The organism is Anaerosporobacter sp., from assembly GCF_031551385.1.
GTDB lineage: Bacteria > Bacillota > Clostridia > Lachnospirales > Lachnospiraceae > Anaerosporobacter.
Genome location: NZ_JAVBNS010000009.1, coordinates 93855 through 113962 on the forward strand (window position 1 = coordinate 93855; position 20108 = coordinate 113962).

A 20108-nucleotide genomic window follows, 5' to 3' on the forward strand; every position below is an offset into this window, starting at 1 on the left:
AATGTTAAAACAAAAAGAATTAATTGCAAACGTTAAGAATCTTACTGAGTCAGATGAACGAATTACAGCTTGTATGATGTATGGATCGTTTACCAAAGGAGAAGGTGACCAATACTCTGATATAGAGTTCTATATATTTTTGAAAGATAGTATAACCTCGAACTTTGATTCATCCAACTGGTTGTTTGACGTAGCTCCGTACTTGATGCTTTATAAAAATGAGTACGGAACAGAGGTAGTTATTTTTGATAATCTTATACGTGGGGAATTTCATTTCCTTTCTGAAATAGATATGAACATAATCCCCTCGTTTAAAGATTCAGGTTATATTCCTGATACGAAGGCTATGCTTATTTACGATGAAACAGGGCAATTAGAAAATTATTTATCAGAGATAAGTGGTGCAAGACCAAATAGACTTACTGAAGAAAATGCTAATTTTTTGTTGTGTAATTTCTCTAATCTATGGTTGATGGGAATCAACGTTCTAAAAAGAGGAGAATATGCTCGTTCATTAGAACTCTTATCACAACTTCAAAAAAATACACTACAACTTATACGTATGGCAGAAAAAAATGCTGATAATTGGCTAAACATGAGTAAAAACCTTGAAAAAGAAATTAGCCTTGAAAATTATAAAAAATTTGCAAAGACCACTGCTCGATTAGATAAGGTAGAATTATTTGAAGCCTATAAAAATTCTTTGCTATTAGTTATGGATTTGCAAAGTCACCTTATTGAACAATACAACTTAAAAGTTACACATGACATTTTAGAAAGATTGTTGAATTACATTAGTGAATAGGAGAGTAACGTTATTCACAGTATTGGGTACTGAAAATTAACAGCATACCTCAGTTTTTCAAAAAACAGCGAAGCCTATGGATATGTTCCCGTCTACCGATAGTGCAAAAAGTGTCGTGGATATGTTTCCGAGAACGGACATACACAAATGACATTCATTCTGTCCTCTCAATCCATGGTGTTAGAGGAAACATATCGACTGTGAACCTTTTAATTTTCCCTATACTTTTTAATTATTTTGACTGAATGAATGTAAGGGTATTCAAGTTAGATTTATTCAGTAACGTGCCAATCGAAAAAACTCAATATGTTAGCAATCTAATGTGTTTAGAAAGTCTGATGGATTCTGTAAACGCACTGATTTGAAGCCTTTTCCGGGGTTAATCCCAGGAGAGGGCTTTTTATTATTGTATCAAAATCTGCATGAACATAGAGAGAATCATTCAGAAAATGATACAATTTAATAAAGCCCAAAGGTACTGTGCATAGGGGTATGCAATGTGCAAAAAGGGTGTGCAAATGTGCGAGGCCGGGAGCAACCGGTTATTTTTATATCTTTTATTATATTTTAGCTGAAATTTACTTATTTTGGACTTGAGTTCAATGATTAAAGGATGGTGAAAATGTGAATTATCAAGAGTGGATTTTCAAGATTAAACACCATTTAGAAAATGTTCGCAAACAGGCGGTAAAACTAACTGCAGAGGTAATTGGGCAAACCCTATGTGAAGATGATTTCTACATGATTAGTATTTTAGATAAATGTATTAGGCTCATCGATGGGTTTGCAATTATGATAGAGAAGCGAAACTTGACGTGTGCAGGGATACTATTACGAGTACAGATTGACAACTGTTTACGGACATATGCACTTTATGCAGCGGAAAATCAAACTGAGATTATCCGAAGTGTGTATAGCGGGGAGAAACAAATTAACAGAATGAAAGCTAAGGATGGGAATCTTATGACAGATGCCTACCTACGTAAGCAGCTAGCGAAATTTGACAAGAGATTTGATTCTGTGTATAAGGCTGCTTCTGGTTACATCCATCATTCTGAGAAGGCATTTTACTCTGTGGTATCTGTAAAAGAACCCTCATTTTTGGAGTTTAATGTTGGTCATCCAGTTCGTAATGAATTAGATCCTGTTTTGCAAGAATGTAGCGAAGCATTTCTATATTTCGTAAAATTTCAGTTTGAGTTAACACGTCCGTTCATAGAATCAAAAGTTCTCATTGATTCTACGGATACAGATAGCAATGTTTAAAGGTGTTCTATTTAAGGATTATGGCAATTTATACATTGTTTATTCAACACGTTATTAATTCATTAAAATCAACAGGCAAGGGTGCAATTGTAATTCCGACAGGATTTATTACAGCTAAAACAGGCGTTGAGAAAAAAATACTTCAGTATATAGTCGATGAAAAAATTGTTTATGGGTGTGTTTGTATGCCTTCGAATGTTTTTGCGACTACTGGTACAAATGTATCAGTATTATTCTTTGATAATTCCAAGAGAAACGACAAGGTTGTGTTAATTGACGCTTCAAATTTGGGAGAAGATTATCAAGATGGTAAAAACAAGAAATGCAGGCTGAGACAAGAAGAAATAGAATTAATAGTTAAGACTTTTTTAAAGAAAGAGACTATTGAAGATTTTTCGATAGCTGTAACTTACGATGAAATCAAAAAGAAGAAATATTCACTAGCAGCAGGACAATTTTTTGATGTTAAATTAGAGTATGTAGAAATAACTAATCAAGAATTTAATGAAACAATAGATGAGTATATTATTACTCTTGAATCATTGTTCTCTGAAGGTGAGAAGGTTCAGAAAGAAATCATTGAACAGGTTAAGAAAGTTAAGTTTCTATAGAAAGAAGGTGCAATAATGAGCGATTTCCCTAAAGAATTATGTTTCGCTTTAACTGATAGACTAAATGATGATGATAATGCAAAACAAACGTATGGGTGTAGACATACAAATCCAGATATTTGTGGCTCCAGCTATATAAATAATGTTTGTGCATTTGCATCTGAAGATAAAATTTGCAAAAAGCCTTCTGCAAAATGGAAAAAGATATATTACTTACTAAAAAGGGAGGAGGCTTAAATGGATTTTTTCAAATTAGAATCACTTTGTGATGAGATAATTGATTGTCCACATTCTACTCCGAGGTGGTTAGATAGTGGAATAAGAGTAATTAGAAACTACAATTTAAATGGAGCACATTTTGACTTCTCCAAATCATCATATGTTGATGAAGAGACATATTTGAATAGAACTAAAAGAGCAAAACCAGAAGCAAACGATATTATTATTTCGCGTGAGGCACCAATGGGGACAGTTGCAATCATGCCAAAAGGTTTAAAATGTTGCTTAGGTCAAAGACTAGTTTTGCTAAAAGTTAAGACTGAAAAGGTAAATCCACACTATTTACTATATGCATTAATGTCCCAATACGTACAAAAACAAATTAGAAAAGTAGATGTCACTGGATCAATAGTAAGCAACTTAAATATTCCAGACTTAAAGGAGCTAGTAATACCTGTATGTGAACGAAATGAACAAGATAAAGTTGCATCCATCTTAGTCTCTATTGATAAAAAGATTGGGATTAACAATAGAATTAATGACACACTTCAACAGCAAGCACATGATATTTACATGCACCTATTCTATAAAAAGAATACAAATGGAAAAATTTCTGACCTGTTAATAGAAAATGGAAAATCTAGTATAAAGGTTGGAGAAGCTAAAGATATTAATGGGGACTATCCGTTTTTCACAAGCGGTGAAGCAATTCTTGAATGGAAAGAAGCACTTGTTGAAGGTAGAAATTGTTTCTTAAATACAGGTGGAAATGCTGATGTAAAATTCTATGTAGGTGGTGCTGCATATTCTACTGATACTTGGTGTATTAGCGCAAGGGATGGATTATCAGACTATATGTATCTATTATTGAATTCTATTAAAGGTGAGTTGAATAAAAAATTTTTTCAGGGAACTGGTCTTAAGCATCTACAAAAAGAATTATTGAAAGACCGACCAATTTATGTCCCAGATGAGAATGAAATAAAATTATTTAACGGCTCTATTTATCCGATTTCCAACATGTTATCTGAGAAAACACGAGAAAATCTAAAGCTAACTGATCTAAGAGATTGGTTATTGCCATTGCTTATGAATGGACAGGCTACAGTTAAATAATCATGCCTCCGGTGAGCCGCTTTGGTGGTAACCGTACAAAGGAAAAGCAGACAGTAATCGATGAGTTAAAATACTTTTTCGAGAAATATTTCGGAGTAGGTGAATCTGCTAAATTTGCTAACTAATGCAACATGGGATTAGTGATTATGAAGGAGGTAAGTGCTATGGCTGGTAAAAATATGAATTATTTTCTTATGGACAGTACCCCTAACGGTCGCATAAAGTGTACACTTGCCAATTGGACAGGGGTTGCCTATAAGATTCCACGGATAAAGCTCGTGGACTGCAAGAATATTGATTACCTAAAACAGAGTGGCGTTTACTTCCTTGATTGGTGGCTTTTCTTATTTACGGATTGACTTTGACTGTGAATATACGTATAATAATATCAACAATGTTGTTGATATTATTATTAATAAGGAGTGGACAACATGATTGATGTAAATGAGCTATTGGAAGAAGCTATTAGAGAAACTGAAAATCTAAATGATGGCGAAGTTTTTCTTGTTAAAGATTTATTCAAGGGATATGTGTGGAATAGGATACCCAGAAAGGATCGACTTCTGCTTGGAACGTTATTTTTAAACCATGTTAGCAAAATGAATGGTAATTTAAAGGCTATTGAAAAGACTTCATCTAATCAGCAGAGGTATAAAAAGACAATTGATAAGTTTTAACTATCTTTTGTGAAATTAAAAAAATTATAAATATGTTGAGTAGAAGCAAAAGATTTGGCTTGGAATTTTTACAGCAGTGAATCGATAAAAGGAGCATGCTTGATGGTAGATAATATTATTAAATCAGTAGCAGAGAAATTATCCTCTCTGTCTTATATAGAAGGTATTGTTTTAGGTGGTTCACGTGCAAGGGGCACCCATACAGAGGATTCGGATATAGATATCGGCATCTATTACAATTCAGAATCATTTGACATAAATACTATTAATCAATTCGCTACAAAGCTGGATGATGAGCATAGAAATAACCTTGTTGTACCTCCCGGAGCATGGGGTGATTGGATTAATGGCGGCGGATGGTTAGTCATAAACGGGTATCATGTGGATTTAATTTTACGTGATATTAAACGTGTGGAACAAATAATGAAAGATACAGAGCACGGAATTGTTACTGCCAATTATCAGACTGGGCATCCCCATGGTTATATTAGTGCAATGTATCGAGGAGAATTAGCGATTAGCAAAATACTATATGCTAAGAATGAAAGCTTATGCGAATTAAAAAAACAGGCAGAAACTTATCCCAATGCTTTGCAGAAAAGTTTAGTTAACTTTTTTATGTTTGAAGCAGGGTTCTCTTTAATGTTTGTAAAAGCAAATTCGGGAACAGACGATAAATATTATATTGCGGGTCATGTTTTTCGTATAGTTTCATGTTTAAATCAAGTGTTATTTGCATGTAATAATGCTTATTGTATCAACGAAAAGAAAGCTATAAAACTGCTTGAAACTTTTGAACATAAACCTGAAAAATATACCGAGAAGGTAAATCATATTTTTGAAGTACTCGGTATCTCACTTTTTGAATGCTACGACATGACCGAGAAGCTTTATAATGAAGTGAATGAAATTGTATCGGAGATAAATAACTTTTTAAACGAGGAGAGTTCAGATGAAAGAAAACAAATATGATGATAATATATTTTTTCAAAAATACAGTCAAATGAGTCGCTCGCAGAAAGGACTGGCTGGTGCGGGAGAATGGGAGACTTTGAAAAAGATGCTACCTGATTTTAAGGGTAAGCGTGTGCTTGATTTAGGATGCGGCTATGGATGGCACTGTATATATGCGATGGAAAACGGTGCTTCCTCTGTAGTAGGTGTTGATATTTCTCATAAAATGCTCGAAGTAGCAAAAGGAAAAACCCATTTTCCACAGATTGAATATGAATGCTGTGCCATAGAAGATGTGGATTTCCCAGAGGAGAGCTTTGATGTAATACTAAGTTCGCTTGCGTTTCATTATGTAGCAGACTATGAGAATTTAATAAAAAAGATATATAGGATGCTGAAGGCTGGTGGCAATTTAGTTTTTACAGTTGAACATCCTGTTTTTACTGCTCATGGAACACAAGACTGGTATTATAACGAAAAAGGAGAAATACTGCATTTCCCGGTGGACAATTATTATTATGAGGGCAAACGGACAGCTATGTTTTTGGAAGAAAAGGTTACAAAATATCATAGAACACTGACCACATATCTAAATACACTGCTTTCAAATAGTTTTATAATAAATCAGATTGTGGAGCCACAGCCGCCAGAGAACATGATGGATATTCCGGGGATGGCGGATGAAATGCGACGCCCAATGATGCTGATTGTATCGGCAAAAAAGAAGATGTAATAATATAGAAAAAATAAACGAGGAGTATGTAAATGAGATCAGAAAAAGAAATGATGGATTTAGTACTTTCTTTAGCAGAACAGGATGAACGTATTCGAATTGTGACCCTTGAGGGGTCACGCGCAAATATTAATATACCTAAAGATGAATTTCAGGATTATGATATTACATATTTTGTAAGTGATATAGAACCGTTTATATCTAATGATGACTGGCTTAATCAATTTGGGAATATAATAATGATGCAAAAGCCGGAGGATATGGAATTATTCCCACCTGAAGAAAAGGGATTTTCCTATCTTATGCTATTTGATGATTACAATAAAATTGATCTTACCTTATTGCCCTTGGAAGAGTTAGATAATTACCTAAAGGGCGATAAATTAATAAAGGTTCTAATTGATAAAGATTGTAGAATTAAAAGGGACATAGTTCCGACTGATATAGATTATCATGTAAGAAAGCCAAGCGCAAGGGAGTATGATGATTGCTGCAATGAATTTTGGAATGTAACACCTTATGTTATTAAAGGATTGTGCCGCAAAGAGATACTGTTTGCAATCGATCATCTGAACCAGATTCTACGGTTTGAACTACTTAGGATGATGTCGTGGAAGGTTGGGATAAAGACAGAATTTTCATTAAGTGTTGGGAAAAATTATAAGTATATTAACAAATACATTGATGAAGATCTATGGAATAGATTATTATCTACATATCGCATGGATTCCTATGAAAATATTTGGAAGTCATTATTTATATGCCACCAATTGTTCAGGGAAGTGTCCAAAGAGGTAGCAGAACTACTGGGGTTTGATTATCCAGAGTATGGTAAGAACATAACAAGATATACCGAGGACATGTATAAAAAATATGTTGAAAATGACTATTTTTAAAGATTAGCAAAGATTATTAACCATAAGCAAGGGGTGTAAATGTATGGAAAGTACTGATGTTATAAATGAAATTAGAGGTATATTACCTCGTAACTCAATTGGAAAATATGATTTACTAACTATTTTTACACATAAAACCGTTTTTGATAAAATTGTAAAAGTACTATCATTGGATTTTCAAAATAAAGTAGATTATGTGGCTGCCCCAGAAGCAATTGGATGGATACTAGGCACTGCCATAGCCAAAGAACTTGGAGTGGGGTTTATTGGAGTAAGAAAAGGTGATAAGCTGCCATACGCAAAAGAAGAGATTATTTCGACACATTTTACCGACTATTCAGGTCAAGATAAAAGCTTTGAAATATCTAAGAGTTCTATTGTGAGGAACAAAAGAGTTTTGATTGTAGATGATTGGATAGAGACAGGTTCTCAAATGAAGGCTTTAATAGCTTTGTTAGAGAAATTGGATTGCAGCATTATTGGGTTGGCTACTATTGGGATTGATATAAATGAGGTTACTCAAAAATGGATAGACAGCAGTTTTGTAGCTTATATTGGCTCAAACATATAATAAACCGAAAGAAAATCTTGAATCAAAATTTTGGATGGCGTTAATTTACAATACAACGAAAGATGTTTACTCTTTTTTTATAAATTTTAAGAGGCGTTAAAAAACAGTTTTCAGACGAAAGGAGATCGAAGTTGAGTATAGATTTAAGTAACAAAAAAATTCCGAAAGAAGCAATTCAAGCATTAAAAACTATAGCGGAACTACTTGATAATATGTTAATTGGGGTGTATTTGTATGGTTCGGCAGTAATGGGTGGTTTACGTATGAATAGCGATGTAGATATTTTGGTAATAACAAATCAAAGTTTATCTGAAAAAACTCGAAGGAATCTTACAAATAGGTTAATGCTTATATCTGGGAAAATAGGAAACATAAAAGATATGAGGCCTCTTGAAGTTACGGTCATAAATCAAAAGGATATTGTCCCTTGGCATTTCCCCCCCAAATATGAATTTATGTATGGCGAGTGGCTAAGAGAGCAGTTTGAAAAGGGAGAAATTCCTGAGTCGACTTATGATCCGGATTTAGCAATACTTTTAGCACAACTAAGAAAAAATAGTATTAACCTTTTGGGACCAAAGGCAACAGAAGTAATTGAGCCTGTGCCAATGACAGATATTCGAAAAGCAATTAAAGAATCGTTGCCCGGGTTGATAGCTAGCATTAACGGTGACGAACGCAATGTGATTTTAACTTTAGCCAGAATGTGGCTGACAGCATCTACTGGTGAAATTCGCTCAAAAGATCTGGCAGCTGAATGGGCGATACCTCAATTACCCGATGAGCATGCTACTTTACTCAACAAAGCGAGAGAGGCTTATTTAGGAGAGTGTGTTGACAAGTGGGAAGGAATGGAATCTGAGGTGGCTGAACTCGTTAATCATATGAAAAAGTCTATAGAGTCTTCCCTTAATATCCAATTACCTTTTCGAATAGTTTAAATATAACAAAGACTAGTTGTTAATGTGCATTATTGATTGCTTCGATATGTTCCCCCATATATCAGTTTCTTAAAAAATAATCAAAATACCGTTGATACGTTCCCGCGAACGAAAGGGTTAAAAATCAGCTTAAGACATCAATGCCATCAACTCGAGCCATGGTGTTAGAGGAAACATATCTACACTGAACCTTTTAATTTTACCTATACTTTTTAATTATTTTGACTGAATGAATGTAAGGGTATTCAAGTTAGATTTATTCAGTAGCGTGCCAATCGAAAAACTCAATCCGTTAGCAATCTAATGCGTTTGACAAGTCTGAGGACTTCTCTAAACGCATTGATTTCAAGCCTTTTCCGGGGTTCTGCCCAGGAGAGGGCTTTTTATTTTTGTATCAAAATCTGCATGAACATAGATCCTTGTATGGGAAGTGGTCATATTCTGGTATATGCTTTTGACGTACTTATGGAAATATATAGAGAGTGTGGATATGTGGATAGGGATGCGGCACAAGCGATTATTGAAAATAATCTATTTGGTTTAGATATTGATAACCGTGCATATCAGCTTGCATATTTTGCTGTTATGATGAAAGCAAGAAGTTATGACAGAAGATTCTTAACAAGAAAAATTCAGCCGAATGTAACTGCGATTATAGAAACAAATGCGATAAGCCAGTTCTATTGTGAAGGGGTTACCAATGATAACGAGTTCAATAAAATAGGCGAATATTTAATCAAGACATATAAAAATGCTAAAGAAGTTGGAAGTTTGATTTCTGTTGAGGGAAATGATTATGTTGAATTTAAGGAATACATAGATAATTGTAACGTATCAGGTCAGATTACTATGGAAAGTAATAACTGGTATAGTGAAGTTATGCCTACAATGCAAAAAGTAGCAAAACAAGCTGATATTATGGCGAGAAAATATTGTGTTGTATCTACAAATCCACCATACATGAACAAGTTAGAAGGGGAGCTGAAAAAAGTTGTTATTGAAAAATATAAAGCATATAGTGGCGATCTGTTTTCTGTGTTTATGTATAGGAATTTTGACTACTGTACAAAGAATGGATATTCTGCATTTATGACCCCATTTGTGTGGATGTTTATCAAGACTTATGAGCAATTAAGAACGTATATTATTGAGCAAAAATCAATTATAACGCTTGTTCAAATGGAGTATTCTGCATTTGAGGAAGCGACAGTACCTATTTGCTCCTTTGTTTTAAAAAATGGAAAAGAATGCAAAAATGGATTATACATTAAATTATCTGAATTTAAAGGTGGAATGGAAGTACAGAGACAGAAAGTTATAGAAGCACTTAAGGACAAAAGTTGTAATTATTTTTATAATGAAAAATAGTATGAAAATCTAGTTATCCGTATAAACACTGGACTTATCACACTTTATCAAGGTCGAAACCAATCAATTTACTACTAATTTACTACTTATGAATGAGCTTTGATACGACGATTTACCCTTGAAAAGTGAAGAAACAAAGATACTTCCAATAAAAATTGAATAGGCAAAAGGTGGACACTTCAAAAATGAGGTGTCTATTTTTTTACCCGATTTGAAAGGACGTGATACTACGAAAATAGAAAAACAAGAGAATAAAGGTCGCTCCCCACCGTGAAAGACCATCAAACAAACGAGATTCATTCAACCATAAAAAAGAAAGGATAGGTAAAAATATGGAACTTAAATTTGTGATTCCCAAGATGGAAAAAACATTCGGCAATTTAGAATTTGCTGGCGAGGATAAAGTCGTACAGCGAAGAATCAACGGACATCTAACCGTCTTATCTCGAAGCTATAATCTCTATTCAGACGTTCAAAGAGCAGATGATATTGTGGTCGTACTTCCTGCTGAAGCTGGCGAAAAACATTTCGGCTTTGAGGAACGTGTTAAGTTAGTCAATCCACGTATTACCGCCGAGGGCTATAAAATCGGCACTCGTGGTTTTACAAATTACCTTTTACATGCTGACGACATGGTAAAAGAATAAAGAAAGAGAGGAAAAATGATGAGATTAGCAAATGGTATCGTATTAGATAAAGACACGACTTTTGGAGAATTAAAATTCTCTGCTCTACGTCGTGAAGTGAGAATCCAAAATGAAGACGGTACGGTTTCAGAGGAAATCAAAGAACGTACCTATGACTTAAAATCCAAAGGGCAAGGACGCATGATTCAAGTAAGTATTCCTGCCAGCGTGCCTTTGAAAGAGTTTGAATATAACGCACGGGTGGAACTTATCAATCCCATTGCGGATACTGTCGCTACTGCTACCTTTCAAGGAGCAGATGTTGACTGGTACATCAAGGCAGACGATATTGTGCTGACAAAGGATTCTAATTCCTTTAGAAATCAACAGCCACCTAAGAAAGAACCTGCTACGGACAAATAGCCACGTATCTTCCATTAGAGAGAAAGGAGAAAATCAAACATGAAACAGCGTGTCTTTCGTGGTAAAAGGATTCGTCCGAGTGACAAAGATTTAGTCTTTCATTTTACAGTAGCGTCCTTACTGCCTATTTTACTGCTTGTTGTCGGACTGTTTCATGTGAAGACAATCCAGCAGGTCAACTGGCAGGACTTTAACCTATCACAAGCAGATAAGATTGACATTCCGTATTTAAGTATCAGTTTCAGTGTCGCAATTCTTGTCTGCTTGCTGGTGGCGTTTCTATTCAAACGGTATCGCTATGATACGATTAAACAACTCTACCACCGTCAAAAGCTGGCGAAGATGGTTCTTGAAAATAAGTGGTATGAATCAGAACAGGTCAAAACAGATGGCTTCTTCAAGGATTCCCCCAGTCGTACCAAAGAAAAGATAACCTACTTCCCTAAAATCTATTATCGCCTTAAAAATGGCTTAATACAGATACAAGTGGAAATCACTCTGGGGAAATATCAAGACCAGCTCCTACACTTGGAAAAGAAATTAGAAAGTGGCTTGTACTGTGAGCTGACGGATAAAGAGTTAAAGGATTCCTACAGTTAAGTCCGATTCTTCAAGTTTAAAAACGGAACGTCAAAGTAATACAGTTCAAGAAAGAACGGTTCAAAAGCCAGTAACTTCAACTGCACCAACAGATAGAGCTTCACAACGTTCAATCACAAAAGAACGTCAGTCTACTGTTCAAAGAGTACCACTACAAAATACAAAAAGTAGACCACCAATCAAAACCGCCACCATTAAGAAAGGCAGTAAGAAACCATGAAGCTGAAAACTTTAGTGATTGGTGGTTCGGGATTATTCTTGATGGTCTTCTCACTGCTTCTGTTTGTCGCCATTTTATTTTCAGATGAACAAGATGGCGGTTTTTCCAACATTCACTATGGCGGTGTGGATGTTTCCGCAGAAGTGCTGGCTCATAAGCCTATGGTAGAAAAAGTTGCCAAAGAATATGGAATTGAAGAATACGTCAATATACTTCTTGCGATTATACAGGTGGAATCGGGTGGTACAGCAGAAGATGTTATGCAGTCCTCGGAATCCCTCGGTCTTCCACCTAATTCATTGAGTACAGAAGAATCCATTAAGCAAGGTGTGAAGTATTTCAGTGAGTTATTAGCCAGTAGCGAAAGGCTTGGTGTAGATTTAGAATCGGTTATCCAGTCCTACAATTATGGTGGTGGTTTCTTAGGATATGTGGCTAATCGTGGGAATAAATATACCTTTGAACTGGCTCAAAGTTTCTCAAAAGAGTATTCGGGTGACGAAAAAGTGTCTTACCCCAATCCCATAGCCATACCTATCAATGGGGGCTGGCGATACAATTACGGGAATATGTTTTATGTGCAACTGGTAACGCAGTATCTTGTCACAACAGAGTTTAATGATGATACAGTACAAGCCATCATGGACGAAGCTCTGAAATTTGAAGGCTGGAAGTATGTCTATGGCGGAGCTTCCCCGACTACCTCTTTTGATTGTAGCGGACTGACACAATGGACGTATGGAAAAGCTGGAATCAACTTACCACGAACAGCACAACAGCAATATGATGTAACCCGGCATATCCCATTATTGGAAGCAAAAGCCGGCGATTTGGTTTTCTTTCATTCTACCTATAACGCTGGCTCTTATATTACTCATATCGGGATTTATTTAGGCGATAACCGTATGTTTCATGCAGGCGACCCTATCGGTTATGCCGACTTAACAAGCTCTTACTGGCAACAGCATTTAGTGGGAGCAGGACGAATCAAACAATAAGAAAGGACGATTCAATGATGAAATTCGGAAAAAATCAGAATACAGAAAAACAGACACCAAAGGAAAAGAAACCTCGTGTCTATAAGGTCAATCCTCGTAAAAAGGTTGTGATTGTCCTATGGGTACTTTTAGGACTTAGTTTCAGCTTTGCGATATTCAAGCACTTTACAGCCATTGATACCCATACCATTCATGAAACCACCATCATAGAAAAGGAATATGTCGATACTCATCATGTGGAAAATTTTGTAGAGAACTTTGCGAAAGTCTACTATTCATGGGAACTAAACGACAAGTCCATTGATAATCGCATAGAAAACCTGAAAGCATATCTGACAGAGGAACTTCAAGCTCTGAATGTCGATACAGTTCGTAAAGATATTCCTGTATCGTCTTCTGTAAAAGGATTTCAGATATGGACGGTAGAAGCAGATGGCGACAATCAATTTGATGTAACCTACAGTGTAGACCAACTCATTACAGAGGGGGAAAATACAAAGACCGTCCACTCTGCTTATATAGTGAGTGTCTATGTAGACAGTACTGGAAATATGGTCCTCATTAAGAATCCGACCATTACTAGCATACCAAAGAAATCAGACTATAAACCAAAAGCTATTGAAAGTGAGGGTACGGTTGATTCCATTACAACCAATGAAATCAATGAGTTTTTAACGACGTTCTTCAAGCTCTATCCTACAGCGACAGCCAGTGAACTTTCCTACTATGTGAATGACGGGATATTAAAACCAATCGGAAAAGAGTACATCTTTCAAGAACTGGTAAATCCTATTTACAATCGTAAGGATAATCAAGTCACGGTATCGCTGACAGTGGAGTATATCGACCAGCAGACCAAAGCAACGCAGGTATCTCAATTTGATTTGGTACTTGAAAAGAACGGGAGTAATTGGAAGATTATAGAATAACAAATATTGGTACATTATTACAGCTATTTTGTAATCACGTACTCTCTTTGATAAAAAATTGGAGATTCCTTTACAAATATGCTCTTACGTGCTATTATTTAAGTATCTATTTAAAAGGAGTTAATAAATATGCGGCAAGGTATTCTTAAATAAACTGTCAATTTGATAGTGGGAACAAATAATTGGATGTCCTTTTTTAGGAGGGCTTAGTTTTTTGTACCCAGTTTAAGAATACCTTTATCATGTGATTCTAAAGTATCCGGAGAATATCTGTATGCTTTGTATGCCTATGGTTATGCATAAAAATCCCAGTGATAAGAGTATTTATCACTGGGATTTGTATGCCCTTTTGGGCTTTTGAATGGAGGAAAATCACATGAAAATTATTAATATTGGAGTTTTAGCTCATGTTGATGCGGGAAAAACTACCTTAACAGAAAGCTTATTATATAACAGTGGAGCGATTACAGAATTAGGAAGCGTGGACAGAGGTACAACGAAAACGGATAATACGCTTTTAGAACGTCAGAGAGGAATTACAATTCAGACGGCGATAACCTCTTTTCAGTGGAAAAATACTAAGATGAACATCATAGACACGCCAGGACATATGGATTTTTTAGCAGAAGTATATCGTTCATTATCAGTATTAGATGGGGCAATTCTACTGATTTCTGCAAAAGATGGCGTACAAGCACAAACTCGTATATTGTTTCATGCACTTAGGAAAATAGGTATTCCCACAATCTTTTTTATCAATAAGATTGACCAAAATGGAATTGATTTATCAACGGTTTATCAGGATATTAAAGAGAAACTTTCTGCGGAAATTGTAATCAAACAGAAGGTAGAACTGCATCCTAATATGCGTGTAATGAACTTTACCGAATCTGAACAATGGGATATGGTAATAGAAGGAAATGATTACCTTTTGGAGAAATATACGTCTGGGAAATTATTGGAAGCATTAGAACTCGAACAAGAGGAAAGCATAAGATTTCATAATTGTTCCCTGTTCCCTGTTTATCACGGAAGTGCAAAAAACAATATAGGGATTGATAACCTTATAGAAGTGATTACGAATAAATTTTATTCATCAACACATCGAGGTCAGTCTGAACTTTGCGGAAAAGTTTTCAAAATTGAGTATTCGGAAAAAAGACAGCGTCTTGCATATATACGTCTTTATAGTGGCGTACTGCATTTGCGAGATTCGGTTAGAATATCGGAAAAGGAAAAAATAAAAATTACAGAAATGTATACTTCAATAAATGGTGAATTATGTAAAATTGATAAGGCTTATTCCGGGGAAATTGTTATTTTGCAGAATGAGTTTTTGAAGTTAAATAGTGTTCTTGGAGATACAAAGCTATTGCCACAGAGAGAGAGAATTGAAAATCCCCTCCCTCTGCTGCAAACGACTGTTGAACCGAGCAAACCTCAACAAAGGGAAATGTTACTTGATGCACTTTTAGAAATCTCCGACAGTGACCCGCTTCTGCGATATTATGTGGATTCTGCGACACATGAAATCATACTTTCTTTCTTAGGGAAAGTACAAATGGAAGTGACTTGTGCTCTGCTGCAAGAAAAGTATCATGTGGAGATAGAAATAAAAGAGCCTACAGTCATTTATATGGAAAGACCGTTAAAAAAAGCAGAGTATACCATTCACATCGAAGTTCCACCGAATCCTTTCTGGGCTTCCATTGGTCTATCTGTAGCACAGCTTCCATTAGGGAGCGGAGTACAGTATGAGAGCTCGGTTTCTCTTGGATACTTAAATCAATCGTTTCAAAATGCAGTTATGGAGGGGATACGCTATGGCTGTGAACAAGGATTGTATGGTTGGAATGTGACGGACTGTAAAATCTGTTTTAAGTATGGCTTATACTATAGCCCTGTTAGTACCCCAGCAGATTTTCGGATGCTTGCTCCTATTGTATTGGAACAAGTCTTAAAAAAAGCTGGAACAGAATTGTTAGAGCCATATCTTAGTTTTAAAATTTATGCGCCACAGGAATATCTTTCACGAGCATACAACGATGCTCCTAAATATTGTGCGAACATCGTAGACACTCAATTGAAAAATAATGAGGTCATTCTTAGTGGAGAAATCCCTGCTCGGTGTATTCAAGAATATCGTAGTGATTTAACTTTCTTTACAAATGGACGTAGTGTTTGTTTAACAGAGTTAAAAGGGTACCATGTTACTACCGGTGAACCTGTTTGCCAGCCCCGTCGTCCAAATAGTCGGATAGATAAAGTACGATATATGTTCAATAAAATAACTTAGTGTATTTTATGTTGTTATATAAATATGGTTTCTTGTTAAATAAGATGAAATATTCTTTAATAAAGATTTGAATTAAAGTGTAAAGGAGGAGATAGTTATTATAAACTACAAGTGGATATTGTGTCCTGTATGTGGAAATAAAACACGATTAAAGATAAGGGAAGATACTGAATTAAAAAAATTCCCCCTCTATTGTCCGAAATGCAGACAAGAAAATTTAATTGAAATAAAGCAGTTCAAAGTAACTGTGATTACAGAGCCAGACGCAAAGACGCAGAGCCGATAAAATGAGATTAATACAATCTCATTTTATCGGCTCTTTCCGTTATGTATGGATTCTTTTAATTAGTCTTCGATGTTTCTTGCTTCGTTGATACCGCTGGCTAAAGATTCCATTAAGGATAGTTCTTTGTCTGTAAAGCTATCCATGTATTTCTCTATCTGTAATCGTCGGGTGCTTTTTACCAAGTTATTAGCAGGTAAGAAAAATTCATCAACGGAAACATGAAGTAACGATACAAGGTCATAAAGAACTTGTATGCTGGGGTGTTGCCCCTTATTTTCAATATTAGTTAAGTAACGTGGGTCAATTTCAATCAATGCTCCCACTTGTTCACGAGTTAAACCTCGTTTCAATCGAGCTTCTTTAATGGCTAAACCAAAGGCTCTAAAATCATATTTATCTTCTTTTTTACGCATAGTAGACCACCTCTATACATTTTACTGTTCCTATTGAATTAGAAACAGGTATAGAAAAACATGTTATATAGTTTATAGGTTCATATTTAATAAAAAGCACTACTAAACGCCAATAAAAAAAACCGTTATATGGTAGTGCTATTTATGCTGTTAAAATATTGTATCTTACTTCCAAATGGCGGTTTGTTGGAGGTCAAAGTCGCCATGAAGTATATCACATACAATCAAGTTCCCCACATTGAGTATTTATCAAAAAAAGTCGTCTATCTGCAATAGATAAGTACGTCCACCAATGTGGTTTTATAAATCATATAGATAGAAAAATAAAAGCATGTAAACAGAGAAATCAATCTGTTTGTGTGCTTTTTTGGTTATTCAGAACTTTTTTACAAAGTTTATTCATCAGTAATGCAACAAATCCCCCTTTCACATTGGGACTAAGAGTGAAAGGAGATAAAAGAGCAAGGCTCACTTCCTTTCCTAGACAGAAAGGGGGTGAGAAACATGAAACCATCTTTTTTTCAGACCACAATAGAAAATCAGTTTGACTATATCTGTAAACGTGCTATGGAAGACGAGCGAAAGAATTATCTGCTTTATCTTTCAAGGATCGCAAAGCGTGAAGTGTCCTTTTCTGATGTTGGCGATTATCTTGTTAGCCAGTTTGCGACAACAGATAACTATTCAACTGACTTTCAGATTTTTACACTCAATGGAATATCAGTTGGTGTTGAAAATGATTTATTGAGTGAAGCATTACGTGAGTTGCCAGACAAGAAACGTGAAATTCTACTGCTGTTTTACTTTATGGACATGAGCGATTCAGAAATTGCAGACCTGTTGAAATTGAACCGTTCTACTGTCTATCGGCATAGAACCAGTGGACTAGCCTTAATCAAAAAGTTTATGGAGGAATTTGAAGAATGAAAACACAATATCCTATGATTCCCTTTCCTCTCATTGTAAAGGCAACAGATGGCGATACAGAAGCGATTAACCAGATTCTACATCATTACAGAGGGTACATAACGAAACGTTCCCTACGACTTATGAAAGATGAATATGGCAATCAAAGTATGGTCGTTGATGAAGTCTTACGTGGAAGAATGGAAACCAGACTGATTACAAAGATTCTGTCATTTGAAATTAAGTAATAACCTCTCTCTTTTCGTGGAAGCGTGCCATACTATTCCACGCTTCCCGAACAGGGAGGTTTGTTATTCCATCAAAGCATATTGAGCTTTCAATGTGTTTTGATAGGCTAACGAGCCATTGTTCTTTGAAAACTGAATAAAAGTAATTGAATACGTTTCGATAAGAAAAGAGCCAACGGAGCTAACCGCCATGACCTATCTTCTAAAGATAGCGAGCGTTTCAGTTAGTGTTCCGAAAAACAATCTTTAGCAGGATTGCCAGCGACGACTTTCTTATCGTGATAATGATACTCCCATACAGTCAATAGTCCGAGCGTTAAAAGCGTCGCAGGCAATGAGTATGGCTACATGAGAACCATGCAGGGGTGGAACTCCCGTGAGCTTTGCTAGAGCTGTTCGATTGCTTGTAAAACAACTTTTATGAAATCCAATAAGTGATTTGGAAAGGAGGATTTTATGAAGCAGACTGACATTCCGATTTGGGAGCGTTATACCCTAACTATTGAAGAAGCGTCAAAATATTTTCGTATTGGCGAAAACAAGCTGCGTCGTTTGGCAGAAGAAAATAAAAATGCAAACTGGCTGATTATGAATGGCAATCGTATTCAGGTTAAACGAAAACAATTTGAAAAAATTATAGATACATTGAACGCAATCTAGCGTAGCCAAAGGGTCTTGTATATGATAAAATAGTATTAAGTCGTATCAGGGCTCTTTCCATAATGGAAAGGAGCAAATGCCATGTCAGAAAAAAGACGTGACAATAAAGGTCGAATTTTAAAGACTGGAGAGAGCCAACGAAAAGACGGAAGATACTTATACAAATATACAGATTCATTTGGAGAACCGCAATTTGTTTACTCGTGGAAACTTGTGGCTACAGACAGAGTACCAGCAGGAAAGCGTGATTGTATCTCACTTAGGGAGAAAATCGCAGAGTTACAGAAAGACATTCATGATGGTATTGATGTTGTAGGAAAGAAAATGACACTCTGCCAGCTTTACGCAAAACAGAACGCTCAAAGACCAAAGGTTAGAAAAAATACTGAAACTGGACGCAAATATCTTATGGATATTTTGAAGAAAGACAAGTTAGGTGCAAGAAGTATTGATAGTATTAAACCATCAGACGCTAAAGAATGGGCGATTAGAATGAGTGAAAATGGTTATGCCTATCAAACCATCAATAACTATAAACGTTCTTTAAAGGCTTCATTCTACATTGCGATACAAGATGATTGTGTTCGGAAGAATCCATTTGACTTTCAACTGAATGCAGTTCTTGATGATGATACTGTCCCTAAGACCGTACTAACAGGAGAACAGGAAGAAAAACTGTTAGCCTTTGCGAAAGCTGATAAAACCTACAGCAAAAATTATGATGAAATTCTGATACTCTTAAAAACAGGTCTTCGTATTTCAGAGTTTGGTGGTTTGACACTTCCAGATTTAGATTTTGAGAATCGTCTTGTCAATATAGACCATCAGCTATTGAGAGATACTGAAATTGGGTACTACATTGAAACACCAAAGACCAAAAGTGGTGAACGTCAAGTTCCTATGGTTGAAGAAGCCTATCAAGCATTTAAGCGAGTGTTAGCGAATCGAAAGAATGATAAGCGTGTTGAGATTGATGGATATAGTGATTTCCTCTTTCTTAATAGAAAGAACTATCCAAAAGTGGCGAGTGACTATAATGGTATGATGAAAGGTCTTGTTAAGAAATACAACAAGTATAATGATGATAAGTTACCACACATCACTCCACATAGTTTGCGACATACATTCTGTACCAACTATGCAAATGCAGGAATGAACCCAAAAGCATTACAATACATTATGGGGCATGCAAATATAGCCATGACGCTGAACTATTACGCACACGCAACATTTGATTCCGCAATGTCAGAGATGAAACGCTTGAATAAAGAGAAGCAACAGGAGCGTCTTGTTGCTTAGTAGTACAAATGAATTTACTACTTATTTACCACTTCTGACAGCTAAGA

At 35.7% G+C, this 20108-nt stretch carries 27 protein-coding genes; 26 read left to right on the forward strand and 1 reads right to left on the reverse strand.

The annotated features are described in order from the left end of the window. The first annotated feature begins 1 nt into the window (after window position 1). The 22 genes from lnu(B) (at window position 2) to RMR19_RS01645 (ending at window position 16535) form a co-directional block, all read left to right on the forward strand. On the forward strand, window positions 2–805 hold the full coding sequence (gene lnu(B) / locus RMR19_RS01535) for a lincosamide nucleotidyltransferase Lnu(B) (RefSeq protein WP_073285199.1): 804 nt from the start codon (window positions 2–4) through the stop codon (window positions 803–805). Window positions 806–1429: 624 nt separating this feature from the next. Then, on the forward strand, window positions 1430–2071 hold the full coding sequence (locus RMR19_RS01540; protein WP_073285195.1) for a hypothetical protein: 642 nt from the start codon (window positions 1430–1432) through the stop codon (window positions 2069–2071). Window positions 2072–2091: 20 nt separating this feature from the next. After that, entirely contained in the window at window positions 2092–2682 is a 591-nt protein-coding gene (locus RMR19_RS01545; protein ID WP_084139138.1) for an N-6 DNA methylase, read from the forward strand. 15 nt (window positions 2683–2697) lie between these two features. Beyond that, on the forward strand, window positions 2698–2919 hold the full coding sequence (locus RMR19_RS01550) for a hypothetical protein (RefSeq protein ID WP_073285192.1): 222 nt from the start codon (window positions 2698–2700) through the stop codon (window positions 2917–2919). Continuing rightward, on the forward strand, window positions 2920–4017 hold the full coding sequence (locus tag RMR19_RS01555; RefSeq protein WP_073285189.1) for a restriction endonuclease subunit S: 1098 nt from the start codon (window positions 2920–2922) through the stop codon (window positions 4015–4017). It begins immediately after the preceding gene. Between the two features lie 2 nt (window positions 4018–4019). Further along, window positions 4020–4142, forward strand: coding sequence for a hypothetical protein (locus RMR19_RS01560; RefSeq protein WP_310601764.1), 123 nt, complete (start codon window positions 4020–4022; stop codon window positions 4140–4142). 39 nt (window positions 4143–4181) lie between these two features. Next, on the forward strand, window positions 4182–4376 hold the full coding sequence (locus RMR19_RS01565; RefSeq protein WP_242952494.1) for a hypothetical protein: 195 nt from the start codon (window positions 4182–4184) through the stop codon (window positions 4374–4376). 72 nt (window positions 4377–4448) lie between these two features. Beyond that, window positions 4449–4694, forward strand: coding sequence for a single-stranded DNA-binding protein (locus RMR19_RS01570; protein ID WP_000567889.1), 246 nt, complete (start codon window positions 4449–4451; stop codon window positions 4692–4694). A 102-nt stretch (window positions 4695–4796) separates the two neighbouring features. Further along, complete coding sequence (locus RMR19_RS01575; protein ID WP_000228166.1) at window positions 4797–5666, forward strand: nucleotidyltransferase domain-containing protein; 870 nt, start codon at window positions 4797–4799, stop codon at window positions 5664–5666. Further along, complete coding sequence (locus tag RMR19_RS01580) at window positions 5647–6381, forward strand: class I SAM-dependent methyltransferase (RefSeq protein ID WP_000662263.1); 735 nt, start codon at window positions 5647–5649, stop codon at window positions 6379–6381. Before RMR19_RS01575 ends, RMR19_RS01580 begins: the two co-directional genes overlap by 20 nt. Before the next feature lie 32 nt (window positions 6382–6413). Next, entirely contained in the window at window positions 6414–7277 is an 864-nt protein-coding gene (locus RMR19_RS01585; RefSeq protein ID WP_002294505.1) for an aminoglycoside nucleotidyltransferase ANT(6)-Ia, read from the forward strand. 43 nt (window positions 7278–7320) lie between these two features. After that, window positions 7321–7848, forward strand: coding sequence for a phosphoribosyltransferase family protein (locus RMR19_RS01590; RefSeq protein ID WP_002294507.1), 528 nt, complete (start codon window positions 7321–7323; stop codon window positions 7846–7848). A gap of 131 nt (window positions 7849–7979) precedes the next feature. Next, on the forward strand, window positions 7980–8789 hold the full coding sequence (locus tag RMR19_RS01595; protein WP_002294509.1) for an ANT(9) family aminoglycoside nucleotidyltransferase Spw: 810 nt from the start codon (window positions 7980–7982) through the stop codon (window positions 8787–8789). 405 nt (window positions 8790–9194) lie between these two features. Further along, window positions 9195–10157 carry an Eco57I restriction-modification methylase domain-containing protein gene (locus RMR19_RS01600; protein ID WP_295679510.1) on the forward strand — a complete coding sequence of 321 codons (963 nt, stop codon included), beginning with the start codon at window positions 9195–9197 and terminating at the stop codon, window positions 10155–10157. 332 nt (window positions 10158–10489) lie between these two features. Further along, window positions 10490–10804, forward strand: coding sequence for a YdcP family protein (locus RMR19_RS01605; RefSeq protein WP_000420680.1), 315 nt, complete (start codon window positions 10490–10492; stop codon window positions 10802–10804). 18 nt (window positions 10805–10822) lie between these two features. Further along, window positions 10823–11206, forward strand: a complete 384-nt coding sequence (locus tag RMR19_RS01610) for a YdcP family protein (protein ID WP_001234287.1) — start codon at window positions 10823–10825, stop codon at window positions 11204–11206. Between the two features lie 39 nt (window positions 11207–11245). Next, window positions 11246–11806: a hypothetical protein gene (locus tag RMR19_RS01615; protein WP_442871519.1), complete on the forward strand. Its 561-nt coding sequence runs from the start codon at window positions 11246–11248 to the stop codon at window positions 11804–11806. 216 nt (window positions 11807–12022) lie between these two features. Next, window positions 12023–13024: a bifunctional lytic transglycosylase/C40 family peptidase gene (locus tag RMR19_RS01625; RefSeq protein ID WP_020224359.1), complete on the forward strand. Its 1002-nt coding sequence runs from the start codon at window positions 12023–12025 to the stop codon at window positions 13022–13024. A gap of 14 nt (window positions 13025–13038) precedes the next feature. Next, the gene (locus RMR19_RS01630; protein WP_002345006.1) at window positions 13039–13953 is read left to right on the forward strand and encodes a conjugal transfer protein; all 915 of its coding nucleotides are present in this window, start codon (window positions 13039–13041) and stop codon (window positions 13951–13953) included. A 283-nt stretch (window positions 13954–14236) separates the two neighbouring features. Then, entirely contained in the window at window positions 14237–14314 is a 78-nt protein-coding gene (locus tag RMR19_RS01635) for a tetracycline resistance determinant leader peptide (protein WP_442871521.1), read from the forward strand. 15 nt (window positions 14315–14329) lie between these two features. Next, on the forward strand, window positions 14330–16249 hold the full coding sequence (gene tet(M), locus RMR19_RS01640; RefSeq protein WP_026389858.1) for a tetracycline resistance ribosomal protection protein Tet(M): 1920 nt from the start codon (window positions 14330–14332) through the stop codon (window positions 16247–16249). Window positions 16250–16346: 97 nt separating this feature from the next. After that, the gene (locus tag RMR19_RS01645) at window positions 16347–16535 is read left to right on the forward strand and encodes a cysteine-rich KTR domain-containing protein (protein WP_012962334.1); all 189 of its coding nucleotides are present in this window, start codon (window positions 16347–16349) and stop codon (window positions 16533–16535) included. Window positions 16536–16594: 59 nt separating this feature from the next. Here RMR19_RS01645 and RMR19_RS01650 read toward each other — a convergent pair whose 3' ends face one another. Continuing rightward, complete coding sequence (locus tag RMR19_RS01650; RefSeq protein WP_001227347.1) at window positions 16595–16948, reverse strand: helix-turn-helix transcriptional regulator; 354 nt, start codon at window positions 16946–16948, stop codon at window positions 16595–16597. A gap of 504 nt (window positions 16949–17452) precedes the next feature. Here RMR19_RS01650 and RMR19_RS01655 point away from each other — a divergent pair. From RMR19_RS01655 to RMR19_RS01675, 4 genes are all read left to right on the forward strand, one after another. Then, the gene (locus RMR19_RS01655; RefSeq protein WP_000804599.1) at window positions 17453–17875 is read left to right on the forward strand and encodes a sigma-70 family RNA polymerase sigma factor; all 423 of its coding nucleotides are present in this window, start codon (window positions 17453–17455) and stop codon (window positions 17873–17875) included. Further along, window positions 17872–18102 (forward strand): helix-turn-helix domain-containing protein, encoded by a 231-nt coding sequence (locus RMR19_RS01660; RefSeq protein ID WP_000857133.1) that lies wholly within the window; start codon window positions 17872–17874, stop codon window positions 18100–18102. The genes RMR19_RS01655 and RMR19_RS01660 overlap by 4 nt, the downstream gene beginning before the upstream one ends. A 456-nt stretch (window positions 18103–18558) precedes the next feature. Further along, window positions 18559–18762 (forward strand): excisionase, encoded by a 204-nt coding sequence (locus tag RMR19_RS01670; RefSeq protein ID WP_000814512.1) that lies wholly within the window; start codon window positions 18559–18561, stop codon window positions 18760–18762. Between the two features lie 81 nt (window positions 18763–18843). Next, window positions 18844–20061 carry a tyrosine-type recombinase/integrase gene (locus RMR19_RS01675; RefSeq protein WP_002835202.1) on the forward strand — a complete coding sequence of 406 codons (1218 nt, stop codon included), beginning with the start codon at window positions 18844–18846 and terminating at the stop codon, window positions 20059–20061. Window positions 20062–20108 lie beyond the last annotated feature (47 nt).

Excerpts from the sequence above, each read along its gene's own strand:
- RMR19_RS01585 (WP_002294505.1), top strand. The coding sequence starts at position 6,414 with ATGAGATCAGAAAAAGAAATGATGGATTTAGTACTTTCTTTAGCAGAA.
- RMR19_RS01545 (WP_084139138.1), top strand. The coding sequence starts at position 2,092 with ATGGCAATTTATACATTGTTTATTCAACACGTTATTAATTCATTAAAA.
- RMR19_RS01560 (WP_310601764.1), top strand. The coding sequence starts at position 4,020 with ATGCCTCCGGTGAGCCGCTTTGGTGGTAACCGTACAAAGGAAAAGCAG.
- RMR19_RS01565 (WP_242952494.1), top strand. The coding sequence starts at position 4,182 with ATGGCTGGTAAAAATATGAATTATTTTCTTATGGACAGTACCCCTAAC.
- RMR19_RS01610 (WP_001234287.1), top strand. The coding sequence starts at position 10,823 with ATGAGATTAGCAAATGGTATCGTATTAGATAAAGACACGACTTTTGGA.
- RMR19_RS01630 (WP_002345006.1), top strand. The coding sequence starts at position 13,039 with ATGATGAAATTCGGAAAAAATCAGAATACAGAAAAACAGACACCAAAG.
- RMR19_RS01605 (WP_000420680.1), top strand. The coding sequence starts at position 10,490 with ATGGAACTTAAATTTGTGATTCCCAAGATGGAAAAAACATTCGGCAAT.
- RMR19_RS01660 (WP_000857133.1), top strand. The coding sequence starts at position 17,872 with ATGAAAACACAATATCCTATGATTCCCTTTCCTCTCATTGTAAAGGCA.
- RMR19_RS01650 (WP_001227347.1), bottom strand. The coding sequence starts at position 16,948 with ATGCGTAAAAAAGAAGATAAATATGATTTTAGAGCCTTTGGTTTAGCC.
- RMR19_RS01570 (WP_000567889.1), top strand. The coding sequence starts at position 4,449 with ATGATTGATGTAAATGAGCTATTGGAAGAAGCTATTAGAGAAACTGAA.
- RMR19_RS01625 (WP_020224359.1), top strand. The coding sequence starts at position 12,023 with ATGAAGCTGAAAACTTTAGTGATTGGTGGTTCGGGATTATTCTTGATG.
- RMR19_RS01600 (WP_295679510.1), top strand. The coding sequence starts at position 9,195 with ATGAACATAGATCCTTGTATGGGAAGTGGTCATATTCTGGTATATGCT.
- RMR19_RS01550 (WP_073285192.1), top strand. The coding sequence starts at position 2,698 with ATGAGCGATTTCCCTAAAGAATTATGTTTCGCTTTAACTGATAGACTA.
- RMR19_RS01670 (WP_000814512.1), top strand. The coding sequence starts at position 18,559 with ATGAAGCAGACTGACATTCCGATTTGGGAGCGTTATACCCTAACTATT.
- RMR19_RS01655 (WP_000804599.1), top strand. The coding sequence starts at position 17,453 with ATGAAACCATCTTTTTTTCAGACCACAATAGAAAATCAGTTTGACTAT.
- RMR19_RS01580 (WP_000662263.1), top strand. The coding sequence starts at position 5,647 with ATGAAAGAAAACAAATATGATGATAATATATTTTTTCAAAAATACAGT.
- RMR19_RS01590 (WP_002294507.1), top strand. The coding sequence starts at position 7,321 with ATGGAAAGTACTGATGTTATAAATGAAATTAGAGGTATATTACCTCGT.
- RMR19_RS01575 (WP_000228166.1), top strand. The coding sequence starts at position 4,797 with ATGGTAGATAATATTATTAAATCAGTAGCAGAGAAATTATCCTCTCTG.
- RMR19_RS01555 (WP_073285189.1), top strand. The coding sequence starts at position 2,920 with ATGGATTTTTTCAAATTAGAATCACTTTGTGATGAGATAATTGATTGT.
- RMR19_RS01675 (WP_002835202.1), top strand. The coding sequence starts at position 18,844 with ATGTCAGAAAAAAGACGTGACAATAAAGGTCGAATTTTAAAGACTGGA.
- RMR19_RS01615 (WP_442871519.1), top strand. The coding sequence starts at position 11,246 with ATGAAACAGCGTGTCTTTCGTGGTAAAAGGATTCGTCCGAGTGACAAA.
- RMR19_RS01635 (WP_442871521.1), top strand. The coding sequence starts at position 14,237 with ATGCCTATGGTTATGCATAAAAATCCCAGTGATAAGAGTATTTATCAC.